We start from the raw sequence: 19,651 nt of genomic DNA, 5'->3' as shown, positions 1-19,651 counted from the left end.
GGTTAGGCGTCCTTGTCGGTGTCGTTGGTCTGCTGCTTGCCATCGCGCCGTCCGCGGTCCGTCCCCTTCTGGAACGCGGACATGTTCCGGCGCAGACGCGCCAGTCGCTCCCCGCTGTCGGGGGCCTCACCGGGGGAGGCGCCGGAGGCGGGCCCGGTCCGGATGTCGGTCCCGGGGTCGGTCGCCAGCTGCGGTGCCAGGTTCTCCTGGGGGCGCCGCTTGGGCAGCGGGGGCCGTCCTCCGCCGGCCTCGACGGCGGTCTCCGGGGCGTCGGCGGGGGCGGCGCCGGGGGCGGGGACCGCGCTGATGTTCTTCCTGCGGGTCGGGAGGGCCGGGCGGTCGTCGGCGGGCGGGGCGGTGAGGAGGGCGTCCCCGCCGTCGGGGCCCAGGAGGTCGTCGGGCATGCCGCCGTCCGCGGGGCCGCCGTCGTCCGGGCCGTCCCCGCGGTCCGTCGCGGCGTCCTCGCCCGTGGAGGAGACCGAGGTCAGGACCGGCTTGGCGCCCACGGGAGCGGACTCCAGCTCGCCGGGGACGCGGTCGATGATCTCCCGCACCTCCCAGATGTCCTCGCCGGAGGACTCGGAGGAGGGCAGCGGGGTGCGGTCTCCGGAGATCAGCTCGTGCGGGAGCAGGACGATCGCCTGCACGCCCCCGTACGGCGACGGGCGCAGGTGCACCTTGATGCCGTGGCGGTGGGCCAGGTGCGAGACGACGAAGAGGCCGAGGCGCATCTTCTCGTTCAGGCGCATCACGTCGAACTCGGGCGGGCTGGCCAGGAGCGCGTTCGCGGAGGCGAACTCGCTCTCGGTCATGCCGAGGCCCCGGTCCTCGATCTCGATCGTCACCCCGTTGGGCACGTCGTCGCTGCTCAGGCGCACCTGCGTGTGCGGCGGCGAGAACATGGCGGCGTTGTCGACCAGCTCCGCGACCAGGTGGATGACGTCGGCGACGGCCGGCCCGTTGAGGTGGACGCGGGCGATCCGGTCGCGCTTGACGCGCGTGTAGTCGCCGGACTCGGAGATGGCGCCGCGCAGCACGTCGATCAGCGGCATCGGCCGGTGCCATGTACGGCCCGGGGCCTCGCCGCCGAGGATGAGCAGGTTCTCCGCGTTGCGGCGCGACCGGGTGGCCAGGTGGTCGAGCTTGAACAGCTGGGCCAGCTGGTCCGGGTCCTCCTGCTCGCGCTCCATCTTGTCCAGCAGGCGGAGCTGGCGGTGGACCAGCGTCTGGCTGCGGTGCGCGATGTTGAGGAAGACGCGGTTGACGCCCTGGCGCAGCTCGGTCTGCTGCACCGCCTCGTCGATGGCGGCGCGCTGGGCGGCGTTGAACGCCCGGGCGACGTCGCCGATCTCGTCGTCGGTGGTGCGGAGGTCGGCCAAGGAGGTGTCGGTGTCCACGCGCTCGCCGTCGTGCAGGCGGCGCATGAGGTCGGGGAGCCGGTTCTCGACGAGGTCGTTGGAGTCGTCGCGCAGGCGCAGCAGGCGCTCGGTGAGGACGCGCGAGGAGCGGCGGGCCAGCAGGAAGGCGCCCAGGATGACGGCGGCGACGCCGAGGCTGCCCCCGACGGCCAGGAGGACGGCCTGGTTGGCGGACTCCCGGGTGAGGGAGGCCGCGTGCATGGCCTCGTCGGCGCCCAGCGCGGTGAGCTCGGCCAGGACGTGGTCGTAGTCGGCCCGCCACGCGTCCTGGTCCACGGGCATGGCGAGGTCCTCGACCTCGCCGGGCACCAGGGTGACCGGGTCGGTGACCGTCTCCGTCGAGATCCGGCGGTCGATGATCTCCTGCTGCATCTCCAGGAGCCGCGCGTACTCGGGGCCCTCCAGCACGGCCCGCAGACGCTCCTCCTGGCCCTCGCCCTCCAGGTAGTGGCCGTTGCCCTCGAGGAGGTTCCGGTAGGCGCCGACCAGCTCGGTGAACTCGCGCTGGTCGTCCGCGGTCAGCTCGTCGGAGGCGAAGGCGCGGGCGATCTGGGCGTCGGACCGCGCGAAGACGTCGACGGTCCGGAACATGTACACGGCCGTGAAGGAGGGGCTGGTCGAGTCGCCCGCCATCCCCCTGCGGGCCTGGCTGTCGAAGCTGTCGGCGCCGTGCAGGACGAGTTCGTTGTAGTAGTCGAGGACGTCCTGGCGCGAGGCGTCCCCGGAGTCGATCGCCTCGCGGAGCGCGCCGATCTCCTCGTACTGCTCGTGCAGCATGCGGATGTGGTGGCCGCCCTCGCCGGGGGCGAGGTCGGCGAAGCCGATCAGCTCCCCGATGACCACGCCCATGGTGCCGTCGGTGCGTTCGCGGGCCTCGGCGAGGTCGCCCGTCAGCTGCTCGTCCCCGGGGTTCTCGATGTAGGCGATCGACTGGGACCGCTCCTGCATCACGTCCACGAGGCCGACCGCGGCGGGGGTCACCAGGTCCTCGGTGGCCCGGGCGCGGATCAGCTGGACGACGGCGTCGCCGGTCAGGGCGATGGTGAGGATCAGCCAGAGCGCGAAGAGCGCGGTGGTGGGGATCATGACCATTGCGCGAATACGGGCGGTGATCGTCCGTCCGCGTCGCTTCGGTACTGCCTGCACGGTTCTCCTGTCGATCCGCGTCTTCGGTCTGGGGTTGCGGTGCGGGGCCCCGGGGGGCCGGGTTCCGCCGGGGCGGCACCTCGCGGCCCGCGTGCGCGCGGCCTCCTGCCCCGCGGGCGGCGTCCGTCGGGGCCCTGGACGCGGGACGTACCGCAGGGTAACCACAAACGCGGCTTTTCGGCGTTGGGGATCGTATCTCGCACGTGAAGCGCCGAAATATCCGGGTTGGTGAAGGCAGTCTGCCATGAAGGCCGAGAATGTCCACCCTCCGGCCGGAGGTGCTCGTGTTGCCTGCTGTGAATAAATGGTGACAATGGGACAAACGTCACATATGGCGGAGAGTGCGCGGCCACCCTGCTTCGCGTGACGTTCCCGGGCCTCCCGGGCCGGAGCGGTGGAGGCGCCCCGGGAGCCGGGCGGAACGGCGGACGAAGTCGGAGGTTCGGTCCCCGCCCGACGACAGAGCGTACTAGCGTTGCGTCCCCGGGGCGGGAACGGCCGCGCGGACGGGGGAGCGGGGCGCCGGGACACCGCGCCCGCCGGAGCACGGGGGGAAGCACCATGGGTCGACCGTTCGGCGGGGGACAGGCCGCCGTCGAGGTGGCGCTCGCCGTCGTGCCGCTGCTGGTGGTCGCCGGCGCCGCGCTGTACCTGCGCGGGCAGCACCGGCGCTACGGGCGGCCGCACGGGCTGCCGGGCCGCCTCACGACGGCCGCCCTGGTCACGGGGGTCGCCCTCGCGGCCTACGCGGTCTGGCCCCTGCCCGCGTCCGCCGACGGCCTGTGCACCGGGAACGGCTCCGCGGGCAGCGGCCCGCCGCACACGGCGTGGGACGCCGCCCTCGCCCTCGGACTCTTCACGGCGGTCGGCCTCCTGGCCCGCCACCGCTTCCGCCGGGGAGCGGTGGAGACCCTCGTGATCGGGGCGGCGCTCGCCGCCTCCGTCGCCGCGGTGCGCGCGACCGGCGTGCTCGGCCTGTACCCGTGCGCCTATGCGCCCGCCTCGGCCCTGCTGGTCGCCCTGGGCGTCGTGGGGACCCTGGCCGGATGGACGGCCGCCCGCCGGCTCCTGCCCCTGTGGCCAGGCGGCCCCGCCCGGGGATGGCCCGCCGCGGTGCCCGACCGCGTCGACCCCGCACTCGACCGGCGCATGACGGGGGCCCTGATCGACCTCGGCCTGTGGTGGTTCGGGGCGTCGGCCGTGACCGCACTGCTGCACGCCTACGGCGTCGTGCTCCCCCTCGCCGGGGGGCGGACCGGGGAGGTCGCGCTCCTGGGCCTGGCCCTCGTGTGCGCCGTCCTCCTGCCCCAGCTGCGGAGCGACCGCGCCACGCCGGGCCCGGCCGCCGTCGGGCTGGCCCTCGGGGAACGGGGGAGCCCCCGCCCCGCGTCCCGGTGGCGGGTCCTCCTGCGCACCCTCCTGCTCCAGGCCCCGGTCGCCGTGCTCGTCGCCCTGGGCCTGCCCTGGGCCGCTCTCGCCGTGGCCGCGCTGCACGCGTGCACCGCCCTGGTCCGGCCCGACCGGGCGGGCCTGGCCGACCTGGTGTGCGGGGTGCGCGTGCGCACCCGTTCCAGCCTCGACGGCGGGCTGCCCTCACAGCTGGTCCGCTACTCCGAGCCCCGGGCGCAGGCCCGGGCCGGAGCCTCCGCCGGCCCCGCCCGGCCCCCGCGGGAGCCGGTCTAGCGCCAGGCGAGGTAGCCCAGGAGGAGGCCGGTGAGCATCAGGATCGCGCCCAGCCCGCCGAACAGCCCCCGCACCCAGTGGCTCAGCCACGGCGCGGACACGATGCGCGCCCTGGCGGGCTCGTCCGGGTCGTAGGCCACCGTCACGATCTCCCCGGCGCGGGAGGCCGTCCACCCGGTGTTCTCGTGCTCGGCGTGCACCTCCTGCCCGTCCTCGGTACGGAACTGCACGATCATGCGCGAGGCGGTCGAGGTCTCGTTGTAGCCGATCACCCGGCCCTTGGCGCGCATGCCGTGGCGGACGAGCCGCAGTTCGAGGCGCGTGTCCCGGGCGACGATCCAGAGGATCACGGCCCCGGCCAGGAAGGGGAGCAGGGGGTACAGGTCGGCCACGGGGGCGTCCTCTCAGGCGTGCTCCGGTGCGGACGACGATGCGCCGACCAGGCCGTCGGTCATGTGGGCCAGGGTCGCGTGGATCTCCTCGACCGGCCTTTCCGGTTGGAGGGTACGCCAGTCCAGGGCCACGGTGACCACCATGCCGAACAGGGCGGATCCCGCGAGCCCCGTGTCCACCCCCTGTCGAAGGGCCCCCTCCGCGGCCAGCCGTTCCAGCTGGCCGGAGATGACCCCGATCGCCTCGGTGCGGATCTGGCGGACGGTGGCGTACCAGGCCTGGTTGGTCCGCCAGGCCTCGGCCATCAGGAGCCGGGCGAGCGCCTCGTGCTCGCCGATGAACACCACCCCCGCGCGCAGGACCGCGGTGAGCGCCTCGGCGGGCGGGGCGGAGGGGGGCGCCGCGTCCTTCAGCGTGTCGGCGAGCCGGGACACCCCCCACTCCATCAGCGCCGTGTACAGCTCGCTCTTCCCGCCGAAGTTGTAGTAGACGGTGCCCTTGGCGACCCCCGCGCGCTCGGCGATCTCGTCCACGGTCGTGGCGCCGTAGCCCTGTTCGGATATCAGGCCCACGGCCGCCTCGAACAGGCGGTGCCGGGTCGCCTCTCGGCGACCGCTCCTCGGCCGTTCGGTGCTCGTGCTCATCCGGTCCATTCTGCCGCTGTCGGCGCCGGTCGCGCCACGGCGGGCCGTCACAGCTTCAGCGCGGGGTAGAGGGAGGACATCGTCCACACCCGCTTGCGCTCCACTGCCAGCCACGTGAGGAGCAGCGGTACCACCAGCCACAGGCCCATCACCCCGAAGGCACTCCACACGAGGTCCGGGTCCCCGCCCCCGAGCAGGACGCGCATCGCCGTCACGCCCCAGTGCAGCGGCAGGTAGGGGCCGACGGCCTGGAAGAACGCCGGGCTGGTCTCGATCGGGTACGTGCCGCCCGCCGACGTCAGCTGGAGCACCAGGAGGGCGAGGGCGACGACCCTTCCCGCGGCCCCGAACCGCACGTTGAGGTACTGCACGACGGCGGTGAACGCGACCGAGGTCAGCACCAGGAACGCGACGAGCAGGGGCCAGTTCCGGGCCTCCAGCCCCAGGAACAGGTGCAGCGCGCCCAGGGTGACCGCCACCTGGCCCACGCCGAGCAGCAGCGGGACGACCCGGCCCGCCAGGGCGACCCGCCACGACGGGGCCGAGGACGCCAGGGCCCGCGAGGACAGCGCGGGCAGCACCATGAACACCACCATCGCCCCCACCCACAGGGACAGCGGGACGAAGAACGGGGCGAACCCCGTCCCGTAGTTCGGGGCCTCGTTGGAGATCTCGCTGTCCAGCCGGATCGGCTCGCTCATCACGGCGGACGCGTCGGACCGGCCCCGGTCGGAGTAGGTGGGGATCTCCCCTGCGCCCTCGTCGAGCCCCTCGGCGAGTTCTCCGGACCCCGACGCCAGCTGGCCCAGCCCCTCGTGGAGGTCGCCCGCGCCGCCGCTGAGCAGGCCCAGGCCGGAATCCAGCTCCGAGGCGCCCTCGGAGGCGTCCGCCAGCCCGTCCCGCAGGGCCGCGGAGCCCTCGGCGAGTTCGGCCAGCCCCTCGTCGAGCTCGTCGACCTTGTCTCGGGCCTCCTCCGCCCGGTCCACCATGTCGGGAAGGTCCTCGGAGAGCGCGGCCGCGCGCTCGCTGAGGGCGGCGGCCTCCTCGGCGGCCGACCCGATGTCGTCCCTGTTCCCGTCGACGTACCCGGCGACGGACAGGGCGGTGTCCATGGCCCCCTGGAGGTCGCGCAGCAGCGTGTACAGATCCGGGTTCTCGGTCTCCAGGCCGGGGTTCTCCCGGAGGAAGGCGGCCAGCCGGGCGTCGACCTCGGAGAGCCCGGCGGTGTCGATCTCCTCGGGCAGCTCCTCCAGGGCCGTGGACAGGGCGCCGGTGACCTCGGCGGCGGTGTCGGCGCGCTCCTGGATCGCGGGGATGTCCTCCTCCAGCTGGGGAAGCCATTCGTCGGCCAGCCCGTCCAGCTTCTCCACCTGGGTGGAGACCTCCTCGGACGCGGTGCCGGCGCCCGCGGCCAGGGACCGGGAGCCCGTGTACAGCTCGTCCAGGCCGCTGCTCAGCGATCCGGCCCCGGTGTGGGCGTCGTCCACGCCCGTCGACAGCTCACCGGCCCCCTCCTCGGCGCTGTCCGCGCCGCCGGACAGCTCGTCGGCGCCCTCGGCCGCCTCCTCGGTCCTGCCGTGGATCTCGTTGAACCCCACGAAGATCTCGTCGAGGTAGTCGCTGATCGCCGACGCCGCGGCGGCGTCGCGGACCTCCTTGAACGCGCTCCCCGCCAACTGGCGCACGATGAAGCTGTTGGAGTCGTTGTAGTGCGCCTCCAGCATGGCCTGGACCGGCGCCTCCCGGTCCCGGGAGGGCGAGGACAGGTCCTCGCTGAAGTGCGAGGGGATGGTGAGGGAGACGTAGTAGTCCCCGTCGGCGACCCCGCGCGCGGCCTCCTCCGCGCCGACCGGGCGCCAGTCGAGGTCCCCGCGCTCCAGGAGCGTGTCGGTGAGCTCGCCGCCGGCGTCCATCTCCCGGCCGTCCACCTCCACGGGCCGGTCCTCGTTGACGAGCGCCACCGGCAGGTGCTGCATCCTGCCGAACGGGTCCCAGAAGGACCACAGGTACATGCCGGAGTAGAGCAGCGGGATGAGCACGAGCGCCGCCAGCGCGGCCGCGGGCAGCGGGGAGCGCAGGAAGGAGCGCACGGTGAGCAGCCCGAGCCGGGGCACGGCGAAGGGCCGCATGCGCGGTCTGCCCCTCTTATGCCTGTTCACTGCCGTCACCGTCCTTCCCGCGGTCGAGGAGGTCGTCGATGCGCGCCCGGGCGGGGCCGGTGTCCGCGCCGCCCTCGTGCTCCGCCGGGTCGTCCGGCCCGTGCGCGGGGTCCTGCCGGATCGGGACGGGGCCCTGGGTGTCCGGTCCGGCGACCCGGTCCAGCGCGTCGGCGTCGGCGCAGGTGGCGATCACCGTGGGCCCTTCCCCGGCGAGGCGTTCGAGGGTGCGCCACATGGCGGCCTGGTGCTCGCCGTTCAGGCCGCCGTCCACGTCGTCCACGGCCAGGAGCCGGGGCTCGGCGAGGAGGGCCAGGGCGACGCCCAGGCGGCGCCGTTCGAGCATGGACAGGTCCTTGACCATGGTGCGGCGGTCCAGCTCCCCGAGGTCGGCGGCCTCCATGGCCTCGTCGGCCAGCCCCCTCGCGGCGGGCCGCATCCGCAGGAGCAGGCCCTCCGAGAGGTGTTCGCGCACCCGGAGGCGGTCGTCGAGGGCGTTGACGTCCTCCATCAGTCCGAGCGAGCTGATCCGGCGGACCCGGCGGGCCCGGCGGGGCAGCTCGTGGCCGTCCACGTACACGGTTCCCTCCGACGGCCTCATCCTGCCGGTCAGGGTCAGGAGCAGCGCGCTGCGACCGCCGCCCGAGTCGGCCTGGAAGACCGTGAGCGTGCCGGGCCGGGCGACGAAGCCGACCCCGGTGTAGACGGGGCCCTCGCGTGTGGCGAGCGTGACGCCCTCGGCCTGGACGCGCGCTCCGGTGGCCCGACGCATATCTGCGCTCCCCACTTTTTAAACTGACCAGTCAGTGCAAAACCAGCGGCTCCACGCTACTGCGCCCGGGGTCCCTGTCCGAGCATCCGCCGCTGTGGGGTGTCGCACAGCGCGACGCGCCCGGCGGCCGCTTCGCACGGGGTTGGAGGCGAGTTTGTGTGTAATTCCGTATGTACGTAAACTATGGAAAAACGAGGGGCGGTCCCGTGCCGCCCGGAGGAGGGATGCCATGCGGACGGCGGCCGGAGTGTGCTCGCTCCTGTTCCTGTGGAGCGGTGCGGCGCTGCTGGGGGTGGTCCTGGCCCGGGAGCTCCTCGACCTCTCCGGGTGGTGGAACGTGGCCGCCCTGGCGGCTTTCGGAGTGCTCGCGGCGCTGAACCTGCTGTTCGGCCGCCTGGCGCGCGGGGGGCCGCCCCCGCGCGCGGTCGAGGTGGCGCCGCCGGTCGCCGGGGCCTGGACCGCCCTGAACAGCCCGGCGGACCGCGTCCCCAGCCACGGCACCCGCGCCTACGGCCAGGAGTACGCGATCGACGTCCTGAAGGACTCCGAGGAGCGCCCGGCCTTCGGCTGGTGGCCCCCGGTCCGGGGGAACCGGGACTTCCCGGCCTTCGGGGAACCCCTGCTGACCGTGGCGGACGCCGTGGTCGTCCGCGCCTGCGACCGCCGTCGCGACCACCTGAGCCGCAACTCCTACCCGGCGCTCGCCTACCTGTTCGCCGAGGGGACGGTGCGCAGCCTCGGCGGGGCGGGACCCGTGATCGGCAACCACGTGGTGCTCGACCTGGGGGGCGGCGTCTTCGCCCTCTACGCCCACGTGCAGCGCGGTTCGCTCAGGGTGCGCGAGGGCGACCGCGTCCGGGCGGGCCGGACGCTCGCCCTGTGCGGCAACTCCGGCAACACCACCGAGCCGCACCTGCACTTCCAGCTGATGGACCGGGCCGACCCGAACCGCGCCCGGGGCGTTCCCTTCACCTGGCGGGGGGTCGGCGTCCCCGCGAACGGCGAGCGTTTCGAGGCCCCCGGGCCGCCCCGGGACTGAGCCGGGGCCGTGCCGTCCCGGCGCGCGCCCGCACCCCGGTGCGCGTACGGTTGGACGGGTGGACCGATCGGAACCGCGAGAACGGGGGAACACGGTGTCGGAGATCGCCGAACGGGTCGCGCGGGTGCTGGACGACCCCGAGAACTGGCCAGACGACCCCAAGGAGGCCGTCGCGCGCCAACGCGTGCTGGCGGACCGCGTGCGCGTCGAGCCGCTGGACGTGGACGCGGTGCGGCTGGTGGCCGGGCTGGACGTCAGCTACGCCACGGACAACTCCGCGCTGTCGGCGGCGGCCGTGATCCTGGACGTGCAGACCCTGGAGGTCGTGGAGTCCGTCGCGATCTCCTCCGAGCCCACGTTCCCCTACATCTCCGGGCTGTTCGGCTTCCGCGAGCTGCCGCCCGTCCTGGAGGCCCTGGGCGCGCTGCGGACGACCCCCGACGTGTACCTGTGCGACGGGTTCGGGATGGCGCATCCGCGCCGCTTCGGGATCGCCTCCCACCTGGGGGTCCTGCTGGACCTGCCGGTGGTCGGGTCGGCCAAGTCCGTGCTGTACGGCAAGCACTCCGTGCCGGGGAACGAGCGCGGGTCGTGGACGCCCATGGTGGCGGGACGCTCCGAGGTGGTCCCCGACTCGCCCGCGCTGGCCCGGGAGGGCGCGGAGGTGATCGGGCGCGTCCTGCGCACCCGCGCCGGCGTCAAGCCCGTCTACGTGTCCGTGGGGCACCGCGTGGACCTGGAGGGCTCGGCCGAGCTGGTGCTGCGCCTGTCGCCGAAGTACCGCGTCCCCGAGCCGGTCAGGCACGCCGACCGGCTGTGCGGCGAGCACCGCAAGGCGGTCCTCGCCGCCAAGGGGTAGGCCGCGCCGGGGGCGCCCCCGCGAGGGGACGCGGACGGAGGCTCGCGCGGGCCGTCGGAACGGCGGTGCGGACCGCCCCGCCCGTGGGGCGTGCGTCCGCGCGCCCCCGGGCGTCCGGGCTACCAGCTGGTGGGAACCGGGCGCCCCTCGTTGTACCCGGCGGCGCTCTGCACGCCCACCACGGCCCGCTCGCGGAACTCCGCCAGCGACGTGGCCCCCGCGTACGTCATCGAGCTGCGCACGCCCGCGATGATCTGGTCGATCAGGTCCTCCACGCTGGGCCGCTCCGGGTCCAGGTACATGCGGCCCGTGGAGATCCCCTCCTCGAACAGGGCCTTGCGCGCCCGCTCGAACGGGGAGTCGTCGGCGGTGCGCAGGCGGACCGCGCGGGCCGACGCCATGCCGAAGCTCTCCTTGTACTGCCTGCCCTCGGCGTCGCGCATCACGTCGCCCGGGGACTCGTAGGTCCCGGCGAACCAGGAGCCCACCATCACGTTGGACGCGCCCGCGGCCAGGGCGAGGGCCACGTCGCGCGGGTGGCGCACGCCGCCGTCCGCCCACACGTGCTTGCCCAGGTCGGCCGCGGCCTCGGCGCACTCCAGGACGGCGGAGAACTGGGGCCGGCCGACGGCCGTCATCATGCGGGTGGTGCACATCGCGCCCGGGCCCACGCCGACCTTGACGATGTCGGCGCCCGCCTCGATGAGGTCGCGGGTGCCCCGGGCGGTGACGATGTTGCCGGCCACGATCGGCACCTTCGGCGCGAGGGCGCGGACCGTGGCGATGGCGGAGAGCATCTTCTCCTGGTGGCCGTGCGCGGTGTCGATGACCAGGGTGTCGGCGCCGGCCGCCAGCAGGTCGGCGGCCTTGCCCGCCACGTCCCCGTTGATGCCGACGGCGGCGGCCACGCGCAGGCGGCCCCCCGCGTCCACGGCGGGCGTGTACAGGGTGGAGCGCAGCGCGCCCGTTCGCGTGAGCACGCCGACCAGGGCGCCCTCCCCGTCCACGACCGGCGCGAGCCGGTGGCGGAAGTCGTGCAGCCTCCCGAAGGCCTCCTGCGGCTCGGTGTCCGCGGGGATGGTCAGCAGCTCCGCGGACATCACGTCGCGCAGCTGCGCGAAGCGGTCCACGCCCGCGCAGTCGGCCTCGGTCACCACGCCGACGGGGCGGCGGGCCCCGTCGATCACGATCACGGCGTTGTGCGCCCGCTTGGGCAGCAGGTTGAGGGCCTCGCCGACGGTGCTGGTCGGGTTGAGGGTGATGGCGGTGTCGTGCACCAGGTGCCGCTGCTTGGTCCAGGAGACGACGTCGGACACCACCTCGATGGGAATGTCCTGCGGGATGACCGCGATGCCGCCGCGCCGGGCGACGGTCTCGGCCATGCGGCGCCCGGCGACCGCCGTCATGTTCGCCACGACCAGGGGGATGGTGGTGCCGGTGCCGTCCGGGGACGACAGGTCCACGCTGAGCCGGGAGCCCACCGCGCTCCGGTTCGGGACCATGAACACGTCGCTGTAGGTCAGGTCCTGCTGCGGGACCTGGTCGTTGAGAAAACGCAATGCCTCTACCTCGGTCGAGACCGAAGGGGGTGGACCATCCGCTGCTCCCGCACACGGCCGCCTGTTGATCCCCCTCTTACCAGTCAAGTATGCCGTCACCGATTAGGTCGGACGACCCTCGATCTGGCATGATGACTCGATTCCCGCCGATACAGCCCTCTCCCCTGCCCTGGTCAGCGCTTCGTTGAACGGTGGAGCGGCCGGGGCTCCGGGGGGAGTGTGCCCTCCTGGAGAGCCCGCATGCCGCGTTTCACGTTCGCGCAAGTCAAGGAAGAGACCTACAAGGCGAAGGACGCCTGGTGGACGGTCTTCCTGGTCGATCCCCTCGCAGGGCGTCTCGTGGTCTGGACCGCGAACCGCACCGGCATCACCCCCAACCAGCTGACGCTGGGCGCCGGCGTCCTCGGTCTGCTCTCCGCCCTCTGCTTCGTCGCCCCGGCCTTCGTCGAGGGGACCGGTTGGGGCTGGCTGGTGCTGGGCGGGCTGCTGTTCCACCTCAGCTTCGTGCTGGACTGCATGGACGGCAAGATCGCCCGCCTCAAGGGCAACGGCTCGGTCTTCGGCAGCTGGGTCGACTTCGTGTTCGACCGCATCCGGTTCTTCGGCTGCGTCATGGCGCTCCTCGTCACCCAGTGGGCGGTCACCGGGAACGCCGCCTACCTGATCGTCGCGCCGGTCGTGGTCTTCTTCGACCTGCTGCGCTACCTCAACGGCTCCCAGGTCGCCAAGACCCGCCGGGCCATGCACCAGACCATCGCGGAGCTCTCGGGCGAGACGCGGCCGGGACAGCCCGCGGCGGGCCTGGGCGACGGGGACCCGGAGGACGACGAGATGGCGGACGCCCCCGCGCGCCCGGACGCCCCGGCCCCGACCGGCTTCTACCCGCGTGTGCGCGACTTCCTGCTCCGGAACAGGGTGCGGCCCCACCTGTTCAGCGGCATCGAGTTCGAGATGTTCCTGTGCGTGGTGGCCCCGATGACCGTCGTGGTCGCCCTGTTCACGCCGCTGAACAGCCTGATCATCCCGACCGCGGTGTTCTCCGTCCTGGCGCTCGCCCTCTTCGAGGTCGTCCTGGTCCTGCGGCTGTGGAAGGACACGCGCAGGTTCGAGGCCCGCCGCCGCCAGCTGCTCGCCTCCGGCGCCGTCGCGGCGGCCCCCGCGGAGACGGCCTCCGGCGGGAGCTGAACCCGGCCGGTTCCGAGGACGAAGAAGGGGCGGTGCGCGAAAGCGCACCGCCCCTTCCCCGTATCCGATTCCCTGTGTCCCCGTGTTCCCCTCGCGCCCCATGGCAACCGACGGACGGCCCGGCCTCCGCGATCCCGCTCCGCGGCGGCCCGGACGCCGTCCTGTCGGGCCGGCGGGGCCCGCCTCAGACCCCGGCGGTCTCCTTCTTCTTCGGGTCGCCCGGGCCGCCGTCCTTGCGCGCGCGCTCGCGGTTCTCCGGGCGGAGCGTGGAGTCCTTGCGCAGGAACCACGTCAGCTGGGGTTCGACCGCCCACTGCATGCACTTGCGCACCCACGGGGTGCACAGCAGCAGTGTCAGGGCCGCCGCACCCGCGGCGGTGATCGCCGTGCCCGTCGGCCCGCCCACCACGTCGTACCAGGGCGAGGCCTTGAGCAGGAGCAGGACCACCGAGTGGCCGAGGTAGATGTAGAGGGTGTACGCGCCCAGGGAGGTGAACCAGGTGCGCTGCTTGGGCGTGAGCGCCAGCACCGCGACGGTCATCAGCAGGGCCAGGCCCATGAAGGCGAGCCGGATCCCGAAGCTGGGCAGGAGCGGGTCGATGTCCCGGTCGGTGAGGCTGTCCTTCCAGAAGAGCCAGTCGCGGCTCAGCCGGTCGGAGATGGGCACGGCCAGCACGGCCGTCATGCCGAGCACGAACACGGACAGGATCCGCACCCACAGCCGGTCCAGGAGGGCGAAGTGCTCGCGCCGCAGGCTCAGCCCCAGCACGAAGAAGGGGAGGAAGCTGACGACGCGGCCCATGGAGAGCGTCTCGCCCAGGCTCGCGGTGGCGCCGAACATCGAGACGACCACGGCGATGAGCACGGGCCAGCGCAGCTGCTTCCAGACCGGCACGCTCAGGCGCCAGAGGAAGAGCGCGACCAGGAACCACAGGGTCCAGGTCGGCTTGAGCACCGAGGCCGCGTCGGGAAGGCCGCCGCGCTCGAAGAAGTAGATGGTCTGGTGGATCGTCCAGAAGATGAGGTACGGGACGGCCACCGTCAGGACCAGCTTCTCCACGCGGTTCGACGAGGCGTCGAAGGACCGCGACAGGTACCCGCTGATCATGATGAACGCGGGCATGTGGAAGAAGTAGATCCAGTAGTACAGGGCGCCCGTGGGCCCGTGGTCCCTCAGGGGCTCGATCGCGTGGCCGACGACGACCAGCGCGATGAGGATGAACTTGGCGTTGTCCAGCCGGGCGTCGCGCCCCGGTGCCTGGACGGTCTCGGGGGCGGGACCCCCGGTGGTCGCGCCCTGCCCGGGTTCCGGAGGGCGGGAGGCCGGACTGGTCATGGATGAGGCCACGAGTGGACTCCGTAGATCACTGTTTTCTCGGGCGGGTTCGTGGTCCGACGGACCCCGTGGAAGGGGTCTGGGCCGGCCTCGGGGGCCGGGGCTCGGATGAGAGGGTGCCGCTTGGCGCGCGAGGGGAGGCACCGGAAGGTCGGATGAATCAGCATGTGCTGCGTTACCTTACTGTGATGTTGCAAGGTACGCCAGCGGTTCTCCCAAATCTGTGGAAAGTTCCCCGGGTCCTTCCGTACGCACGGTGAGGACGGGACGAGCGGGACACACGTAATGTGACCGGCTCGGGCGGGGATGGCTTTCCGTGTGCAGACCCTAACCCATCTGCGGGACCGTGGCGGACGCTGGGTGAACGTGTCGGTGTGTGGCCGTGACGACCGCGCCGCTAGGCTGAGCCGTCAGGCAGTGCCCGTCCAGTCGAGATACGGAAGAAGGCGGTGGAAACCGTGCCGCACGCGGTGGACCCCGACCGTGCAGCCCAGCACGGGAGCGTGGTCATGCGACTCCTCGACGAGCTCTTCCCGCTCGTGGAGGGGTTCTACGTCGATCTGCACAAGAACCCGGAACTCTCCCACGCCGAGCAGCGGACCGCCAGCGGCGTCGCCGAGTGGCTCACCCGGACCGGGTACGAGGTCCACAAGGGGATCGGCGGCACCGGTGTCGTGGGCATTCTCCGCAACGGCCCCGGACCCACGGTGATGCTCCGCGCCGACATGGACGCGCTCCCCCTGGAGGAGAAGACCGGCCTCCCGTACGCGAGCACGACCCGCGCCCCCGACGAGGACGGCGTCGAGGTCCCCGTCATGCACGCCTGCGGACACGACGCCCACACCGCCTGCCTCGTGGGAGCGGCCGACCTCCTCTCCGAGACCCGCGACGAGTGGGCCGGCACCGTCATGATCGTCGCCCAGCCCGCCGAGGAGACCCTCGACGGCGCCCAGGCGATGCTCGCCGACGGCCTCTACGACCGCTTCGGCCGCCCCGACGTCATCCTCGGCCAGCACCTCGGCCCGCAGCCCGCCGGACTCATCTCCCACCGCGCCGGGATCATCCTGGGCGCCTCGCGCGCCTACCGGGTGCGCGTGCACGGCGAGGGCGGCCACGCCTCCCAGCCGCACACCACCGTCGACCCGGTGGTCATCGCCGCGAACATCGTCACCCGCCTCCAGGGCGTGGTCTCCCGGGAGATCAGCCCGAGCGAGATGGCGGTCCTGACCGTCGGCAGGATCCAGGCCGGGACGAAGGCCAACATCATCCCCGACGAGGCCTACCTGGAGATCAACACCCGGGCCCTCAACGACAACGTCGCGGACCAGCTGGAGTCCGCCATCGAGCGGATCGTGCGCGCCGAGGCCGCGGCGTCCGGGGCCGCCCGCGAGCCCGACATCGAGATGTTCGTCTCCTGCGGCGTCACCCGCAACGACGCCACCTGCTCGGCGGAGGTGGCCGCGGCCCACCACGCCTACTTCGGCGAGGACTACGTGATCCACCTGCCGGACCCCTCGCCCGGCACGGAGGACTTCAACTACTTCGGCCTCCCCGGCGACCCCCAGCCCATCCCGTACGTGTTCTGGTTCGTCGGCGCCACGCCCCACGACGTGTGGGAGGCGGCGCCCGGCGACACCCCGTACGAGAAGATGGGCAACGTCCCCAGCAACCACTCGCCGTTCTTCGCGCCCGCGCGCGAACCCACCCTGCGCGCGGGGCTCGCGGCGATCACCGTCGCCGCCCTGTCCTACCTGGGCGCCGACGGGGCGCGGGGCGGGGCCTCCTCGGCCCCGGCCGGCGCGGCCTTCCCGGGGCCGGCCCCCGACGCGGTCCACGAGCCGCGCGCGGTCGCCGGAGACCCGGTCGACCCGTTCGGCGGCGCCCCCGCCCGGGGCGAGACCGCCCCGCAGCCGGCGGCCCCGCTCTCCGACCCCCTGTCCGACCCGTTCGGTCCGCCGCAGGGCCTGCCCGCCCCCGGGGGCCGCCCGGCCCAGGCGGGGCCGCCCGAGCCCAACGACGCCTACGACAGCGCGTTCCTGGCCTCCTCCTGGCCCGACCCCGCGCAGGACCCGGCCAAGTCCACCTACGACGCCGACATGGACGCCGTGATGGGGGCGCAGGACGACGAGCTGCGCGACGAGTGGCGCAGCGACAAGGCCGAGGAGTCCACCCTGTCGACGGACATGGCCTCGATCCTCGACGACGACGGCGTCCCGCAGGGCCCGCCCCAGGGACCTCCCGCGGGACCGTCCTACGGCGGTCCGCCGCCCCGGGGCAGCGCCCACCACGCTCCGCCGCCCCACGGGCCCGACGACGACCTGCCCGACGCCGAGTACCGTCTCTGACGGCGGATGGGGCACGGCCCCTGGCGGTGGGCCGACCGCCGCCTGCGCGGGTCCCTGCGCCACCCCCGGGAGATCCCCGTCCTCGTGGCCTGCGTCGCGGTGACCGTGTTCGCCGTGGTGGGCGCGGTCAGCCGCGCCTACTCCGGCGACCCGAACGAACCGCTGCTCCTGCTCAGCCTGCCCGCGCTCGTGTACTTCGTGCGCGGGCAGCTGTACGCCAGGCAGAGGGTCAACGGGGTCCGCATCACCGAGGACCAGTTCCCCGAGGCGTACCGGATGGTCGTCGAGGCCGCCGCCGCGTTCCGCATGCCGCAGGCGCCCGAGGCGTACGTCGTGCTCGGCAACGGCGTGATCAACGCCTACGCCTCCGGGCACGGGTTCCGCCGCTACGTGGCGATCAACAGCGACCTGTTCGAGGTGGGCGGACGCCTCGCCGACCCCGACGCCCTGCGGTTCGTGATCGGGCACGAGGTGGGGCACATCGCGGCGGGCCACACGTCGTTCTGGCGGCACTTCGGCGTCTCGGTGGCGAACGTGATCCCCGGCGTCGGCAGCTCCCTGGGACGCGCCCAGGAGTACACGGCGGACAACCACGCCTACGCGTTCTGCCCCGAGGGCATGCAGGGGCTGAGGGCCCTCGCGGTGGGCAAGTACCTGTACCCGTCGGTGGACTTCGACGACATCGCCGCGCGGGCGCGGACCGACACGGGGTTCTTCGTGCTCCTGGTCAACCTCCTGTCCAGCCACCCGGTGAACACGTTCCGGTTCGCGGCGCTGGCCGACCGCAGCCGCCCGGGGCGCGTCTTCTAGGCGCCGTGCCGTTCCCCGGCCCCGAGGGGCGTCCGGGCCCGCCCGGCGGGGAGGCGGTCCGGCCGCGTGCGGCGGCGCGGGCGCCCGTCCGCCCCCGGGGAGGGGCCGCCGCGCGTCAGCCCCGGCCGGCCCGGGACAGCCTCGCCGCCGCCTGCGGCGGCAGCGGCTCGTGGCGCAGGTACTCCCGGGTGAACACCCCGGTGCCGTGCGAGACCGACCTCAGCTCCACCGCGTACCGGGTGATCTCCAGCTCCGGGACCTCCGCCCGCACCACCGCCCTGCCGCCCGACGCCGTCCCGGTGCCGACCACCCTGCCCCGCCGGGCCGACAGGTCGCTCAGGACCGGGCCCAGGTAGGAGTCGTCCACCTCCACCGCCACATCGGACACGGGCTCCAGCACCGCCAGCCCGCCGGCCGCGGCGGCGTCCCTGAGCGCCAGGCGCCCCGCCTTCTGGAAGGCCGCGTCCGAGGAGTCCACCGGGTGCGCCTTGCCGTCGTACAGCGTCACCCGGATGTCCACCAGCGGATACCCGGATTCCACGCCGTCCGCCATCTGGGCGCGGACGCCCTTCTCCACCGACGGCACGAACTGCCGGGGCACCACGCCGCCGACGGTCTCGTCCACGAACTCCAGGCCCGAACCCGGGGCCAGCGGCTCCACCCGGATCCGGCAGACGCCGAACTCCCCGTGCCCGCCGCTCTGCTTCACGTTGCGGCCCAGCCCCTGGGCCGGGACCGCGAAGGTCTCCCGCAGCGGGACCCTCACCCCACCGGTCTCCACCCGCACCCCGTGCCGGTGCTCCAACCGGTCGAGGGCGGCGTCGAGGTGCGCCTCGCCCAGGCTCCACAGCACCATCTGGCGGGTCTCCGGGTTCACCTCGACCCGCAGCGACGGGTCCTCCGCCACCAGCCGCGCCACCGCCTGCGAGAGCTTGTCCTCGTCGGCGGAGGACGCGGCGGCCAGCGACACCGGCAGCAGCGGCTGCGGGAACCGCCACGGCGACACCCGCAGCGGGCGGCCGGGATCGGAGAGCGTGTCGCCGGTGCGTGCGTCCGGAAGCCTCGCCACCAGGCACAGGTCCCCGGCGACGGCCCGTCCGACGGGTCGGCTCCCCCGCCCCAGCGGGACCGCCAGGGCGCCCGCGCGCTCGTCGTTGCCGACCCGGTCCAGCTCGACCGTGCCCGTGAGCCCGCAGGGGACCCCGTGGCCGTGCAGGTGGACGGCGGAGTCCGGGGTCAGCGTCCCCGAGAACACGCGTACCAGGCTCACCCTGCCCACGTACGGGTCGGCCGCCGTGCTGAGGACCTCCGCGACGAGCGGGCCGCCGGGGTCGCAGGACAGCCCGGGCACCGGCCTGCCCTCCGGGGTCGCGACCGAAGGGAACGGGCGCCGCGTGGGGTCCGGGCACGACAGCGGCAGCTCGTGCAGCAGCTCCCGCACGCCCACGCCCGTGGTGGTGCTGACGGCGATGACAGGGTGGAGGCCGCCCGCGGCGACGGCCTTCTGGAGGTCCGCGACGAGCAGGTCCGGGTCGAGTTCGCCGCCCTCCACGTAGCGGTCCATGAGGACCTCGTCCCCGCTCCCGGTGATCACCTCCTCGACCAGGGCCTCCCGGAGCGGTCCCGCGGCCTCCCGGACCCGGTCCGGGACCGGGCGCGGGGCGGGGGACGGCGCCGTCCCGCCACCGGTCCCGCTTCCCGCAGGGGAGCCCTGGCAGTCGTGGTAGCGCTCGGAGACGAGCCCCCAGAGGCCGACCACGCGGCGGTCGTCCCCGCTCCCCTCGTAGGCCGGGAGGTAGGCGGGGCGGACGCCGGGGCCGAAGGACTCCCGGCACCGGGCGACCACGTCGTCGTAGTCCGCGCGGGGGTGGTCGATCCTGGTGACGGCCACGGCCCGGGGCATGCCGATCGCGGCGCACTCCTCCCAGAGCACGCGCGTGCGGCCGTCCACGCCGTCCAGGGCGGAGACGACGAACAGGGCGGCGTCCGCGCCGCGCAGCCCCGCGCGCATCGCCCCGATGAAGTCCGCGTACCCGGGGGTGTCCAGCAGGTTCACCTTGACCCCGTCGACCGTCACCGGGTTGAGCGTCAGGTGGACCGACCTCTTCTGGCGGACCTCGACGCCGTCGTGGTCGCTCGCCGTCGTCCCCTCCTCCACGCTGCCGGGGCGGCCGATCTCCCCCGCGGCGACGAGCAGCGCCTCGACCAGGCTCGTCTTCCCGGCGCCGGGCGGACCGACCAGCGCGATGTTGCGGATGTCCTGGGGCCTGTCGGCCTCCGGCACGTGTACGGCTCGGTCTGCCATC

14 protein-coding genes are annotated in these 19,651 nt (G+C 73.7%); 6 read left to right on the top strand and 8 right to left on the bottom strand.

The genetic code is table 11. From position 1 onward, the window contains the following. Window positions 1-2: 2 nt before the first annotated feature. A complete protein-coding gene (locus tag OUQ99_RS25960; RefSeq protein WP_431061447.1) occupies window positions 3-2,510 on the bottom strand; it encodes a nitrate- and nitrite sensing domain-containing protein in 2,508 nt (835 codons plus the stop codon). Between the two features lie 615 nt (window positions 2,511-3,125). Here OUQ99_RS25960 and OUQ99_RS25955 point away from each other — a divergent pair. After that, window positions 3,126-4,247 (top strand): antibiotic resistance protein VanZ, encoded by a 1,122-nt coding sequence (locus OUQ99_RS25955; protein WP_267946401.1) that lies wholly within the window; start codon window positions 3,126-3,128, stop codon window positions 4,245-4,247. Here the strand turns inward: OUQ99_RS25955 and OUQ99_RS25950 are convergent. From OUQ99_RS25950 to OUQ99_RS25935, 4 genes are read right to left on the bottom strand one after another with little or no spacing between them, the layout of a single operon-like run. Then, the gene (locus tag OUQ99_RS25950; RefSeq protein WP_267946400.1) at window positions 4,244-4,639 is read right to left on the bottom strand and encodes a DUF3592 domain-containing protein; all 396 of its coding nucleotides are present in this window, start codon (window positions 4,637-4,639) and stop codon (window positions 4,244-4,246) included. The two genes, OUQ99_RS25955 and OUQ99_RS25950, sit on opposite strands and share 4 nt — an antisense overlap. 12 nt (window positions 4,640-4,651) lie before the next feature. Further along, window positions 4,652-5,284 (bottom strand): TetR/AcrR family transcriptional regulator, encoded by a 633-nt coding sequence (locus tag OUQ99_RS25945; RefSeq protein WP_378552991.1) that lies wholly within the window; start codon window positions 5,282-5,284, stop codon window positions 4,652-4,654. A 47-nt stretch (window positions 5,285-5,331) separates the two neighbouring features. Next, entirely contained in the window at window positions 5,332-7,413 is a 2,082-nt protein-coding gene (locus tag OUQ99_RS25940) for a YhgE/Pip domain-containing protein (RefSeq protein ID WP_267946398.1), read from the bottom strand. Between the two features lie 16 nt (window positions 7,414-7,429). Continuing rightward, window positions 7,430-8,212, bottom strand: a complete 783-nt coding sequence (locus tag OUQ99_RS25935; RefSeq protein WP_267946397.1) for an ATP-binding cassette domain-containing protein — start codon at window positions 8,210-8,212, stop codon at window positions 7,430-7,432. Window positions 8,213-8,441: 229 nt separating this feature from the next. Between OUQ99_RS25935 and OUQ99_RS25930 the strand changes: the two genes are divergently transcribed. Further along, window positions 8,442-9,251 carry a M23 family metallopeptidase gene (locus tag OUQ99_RS25930; protein ID WP_267946396.1) on the top strand — a complete coding sequence of 270 codons (810 nt, stop codon included), beginning with the start codon at window positions 8,442-8,444 and terminating at the stop codon, window positions 9,249-9,251. Between the two features lie 94 nt (window positions 9,252-9,345). Next, window positions 9,346-10,110, top strand: coding sequence for an endonuclease V (locus OUQ99_RS25925; protein WP_267950502.1), 765 nt, complete (start codon window positions 9,346-9,348; stop codon window positions 10,108-10,110). Window positions 10,111-10,229: 119 nt separating this feature from the next. Here the strand turns inward: OUQ99_RS25925 and OUQ99_RS25920 are convergent, their stop codons facing one another. Continuing rightward, window positions 10,230-11,669: a GuaB1 family IMP dehydrogenase-related protein gene (locus tag OUQ99_RS25920; RefSeq protein WP_267946395.1), complete on the bottom strand. Its 1,440-nt coding sequence runs from the start codon at window positions 11,667-11,669 to the stop codon at window positions 10,230-10,232. Between the two features lie 240 nt (window positions 11,670-11,909). Between OUQ99_RS25920 and OUQ99_RS25915 the strand changes: the two genes are divergently transcribed. Further along, window positions 11,910-12,854, top strand: a complete 945-nt coding sequence (locus OUQ99_RS25915; RefSeq protein WP_267946394.1) for a CDP-alcohol phosphatidyltransferase family protein — start codon at window positions 11,910-11,912, stop codon at window positions 12,852-12,854. 184 nt (window positions 12,855-13,038) lie between these two features. Here the strand turns inward: OUQ99_RS25915 and OUQ99_RS25910 are convergent, their stop codons facing one another. Further along, window positions 13,039-14,190, bottom strand: a complete 1,152-nt coding sequence (locus OUQ99_RS25910; protein ID WP_267950501.1) for an acyltransferase family protein — start codon at window positions 14,188-14,190, stop codon at window positions 13,039-13,041. Between the two features lie 449 nt (window positions 14,191-14,639). Here OUQ99_RS25910 and OUQ99_RS25905 point away from each other — a divergent pair, with 449 nt between their 5' ends. Then, on the top strand, window positions 14,640-16,535 hold the full coding sequence (locus OUQ99_RS25905) for an amidohydrolase (protein WP_267946393.1): 1,896 nt from the start codon (window positions 14,640-14,642) through the stop codon (window positions 16,533-16,535). Between the two features lie 6 nt (window positions 16,536-16,541). Beyond that, window positions 16,542-17,345 carry a M48 family metallopeptidase gene (locus tag OUQ99_RS25900; protein ID WP_267946392.1) on the top strand — a complete coding sequence of 268 codons (804 nt, stop codon included), beginning with the start codon at window positions 16,542-16,544 and terminating at the stop codon, window positions 17,343-17,345. A gap of 115 nt (window positions 17,346-17,460) precedes the next feature. Here OUQ99_RS25900 and OUQ99_RS25895 read toward each other — a convergent pair whose 3' ends face one another. Further along, window positions 17,461-19,650: an elongation factor G-like protein EF-G2 gene (locus OUQ99_RS25895; protein ID WP_267946391.1), complete on the bottom strand. Its 2,190-nt coding sequence runs from the start codon at window positions 19,648-19,650 to the stop codon at window positions 17,461-17,463. Between the last annotated feature and the right edge of the window lies 1 nt (window position 19,651).

Source organism: Streptomonospora nanhaiensis (genome assembly GCF_026642255.1).
Classification (GTDB): domain Bacteria; phylum Actinomycetota; class Actinomycetes; order Streptosporangiales; family Streptosporangiaceae; genus Nocardiopsis; species Nocardiopsis tropica.
This window is presented reverse-complemented; position numbering and strand designations above follow the sequence as displayed.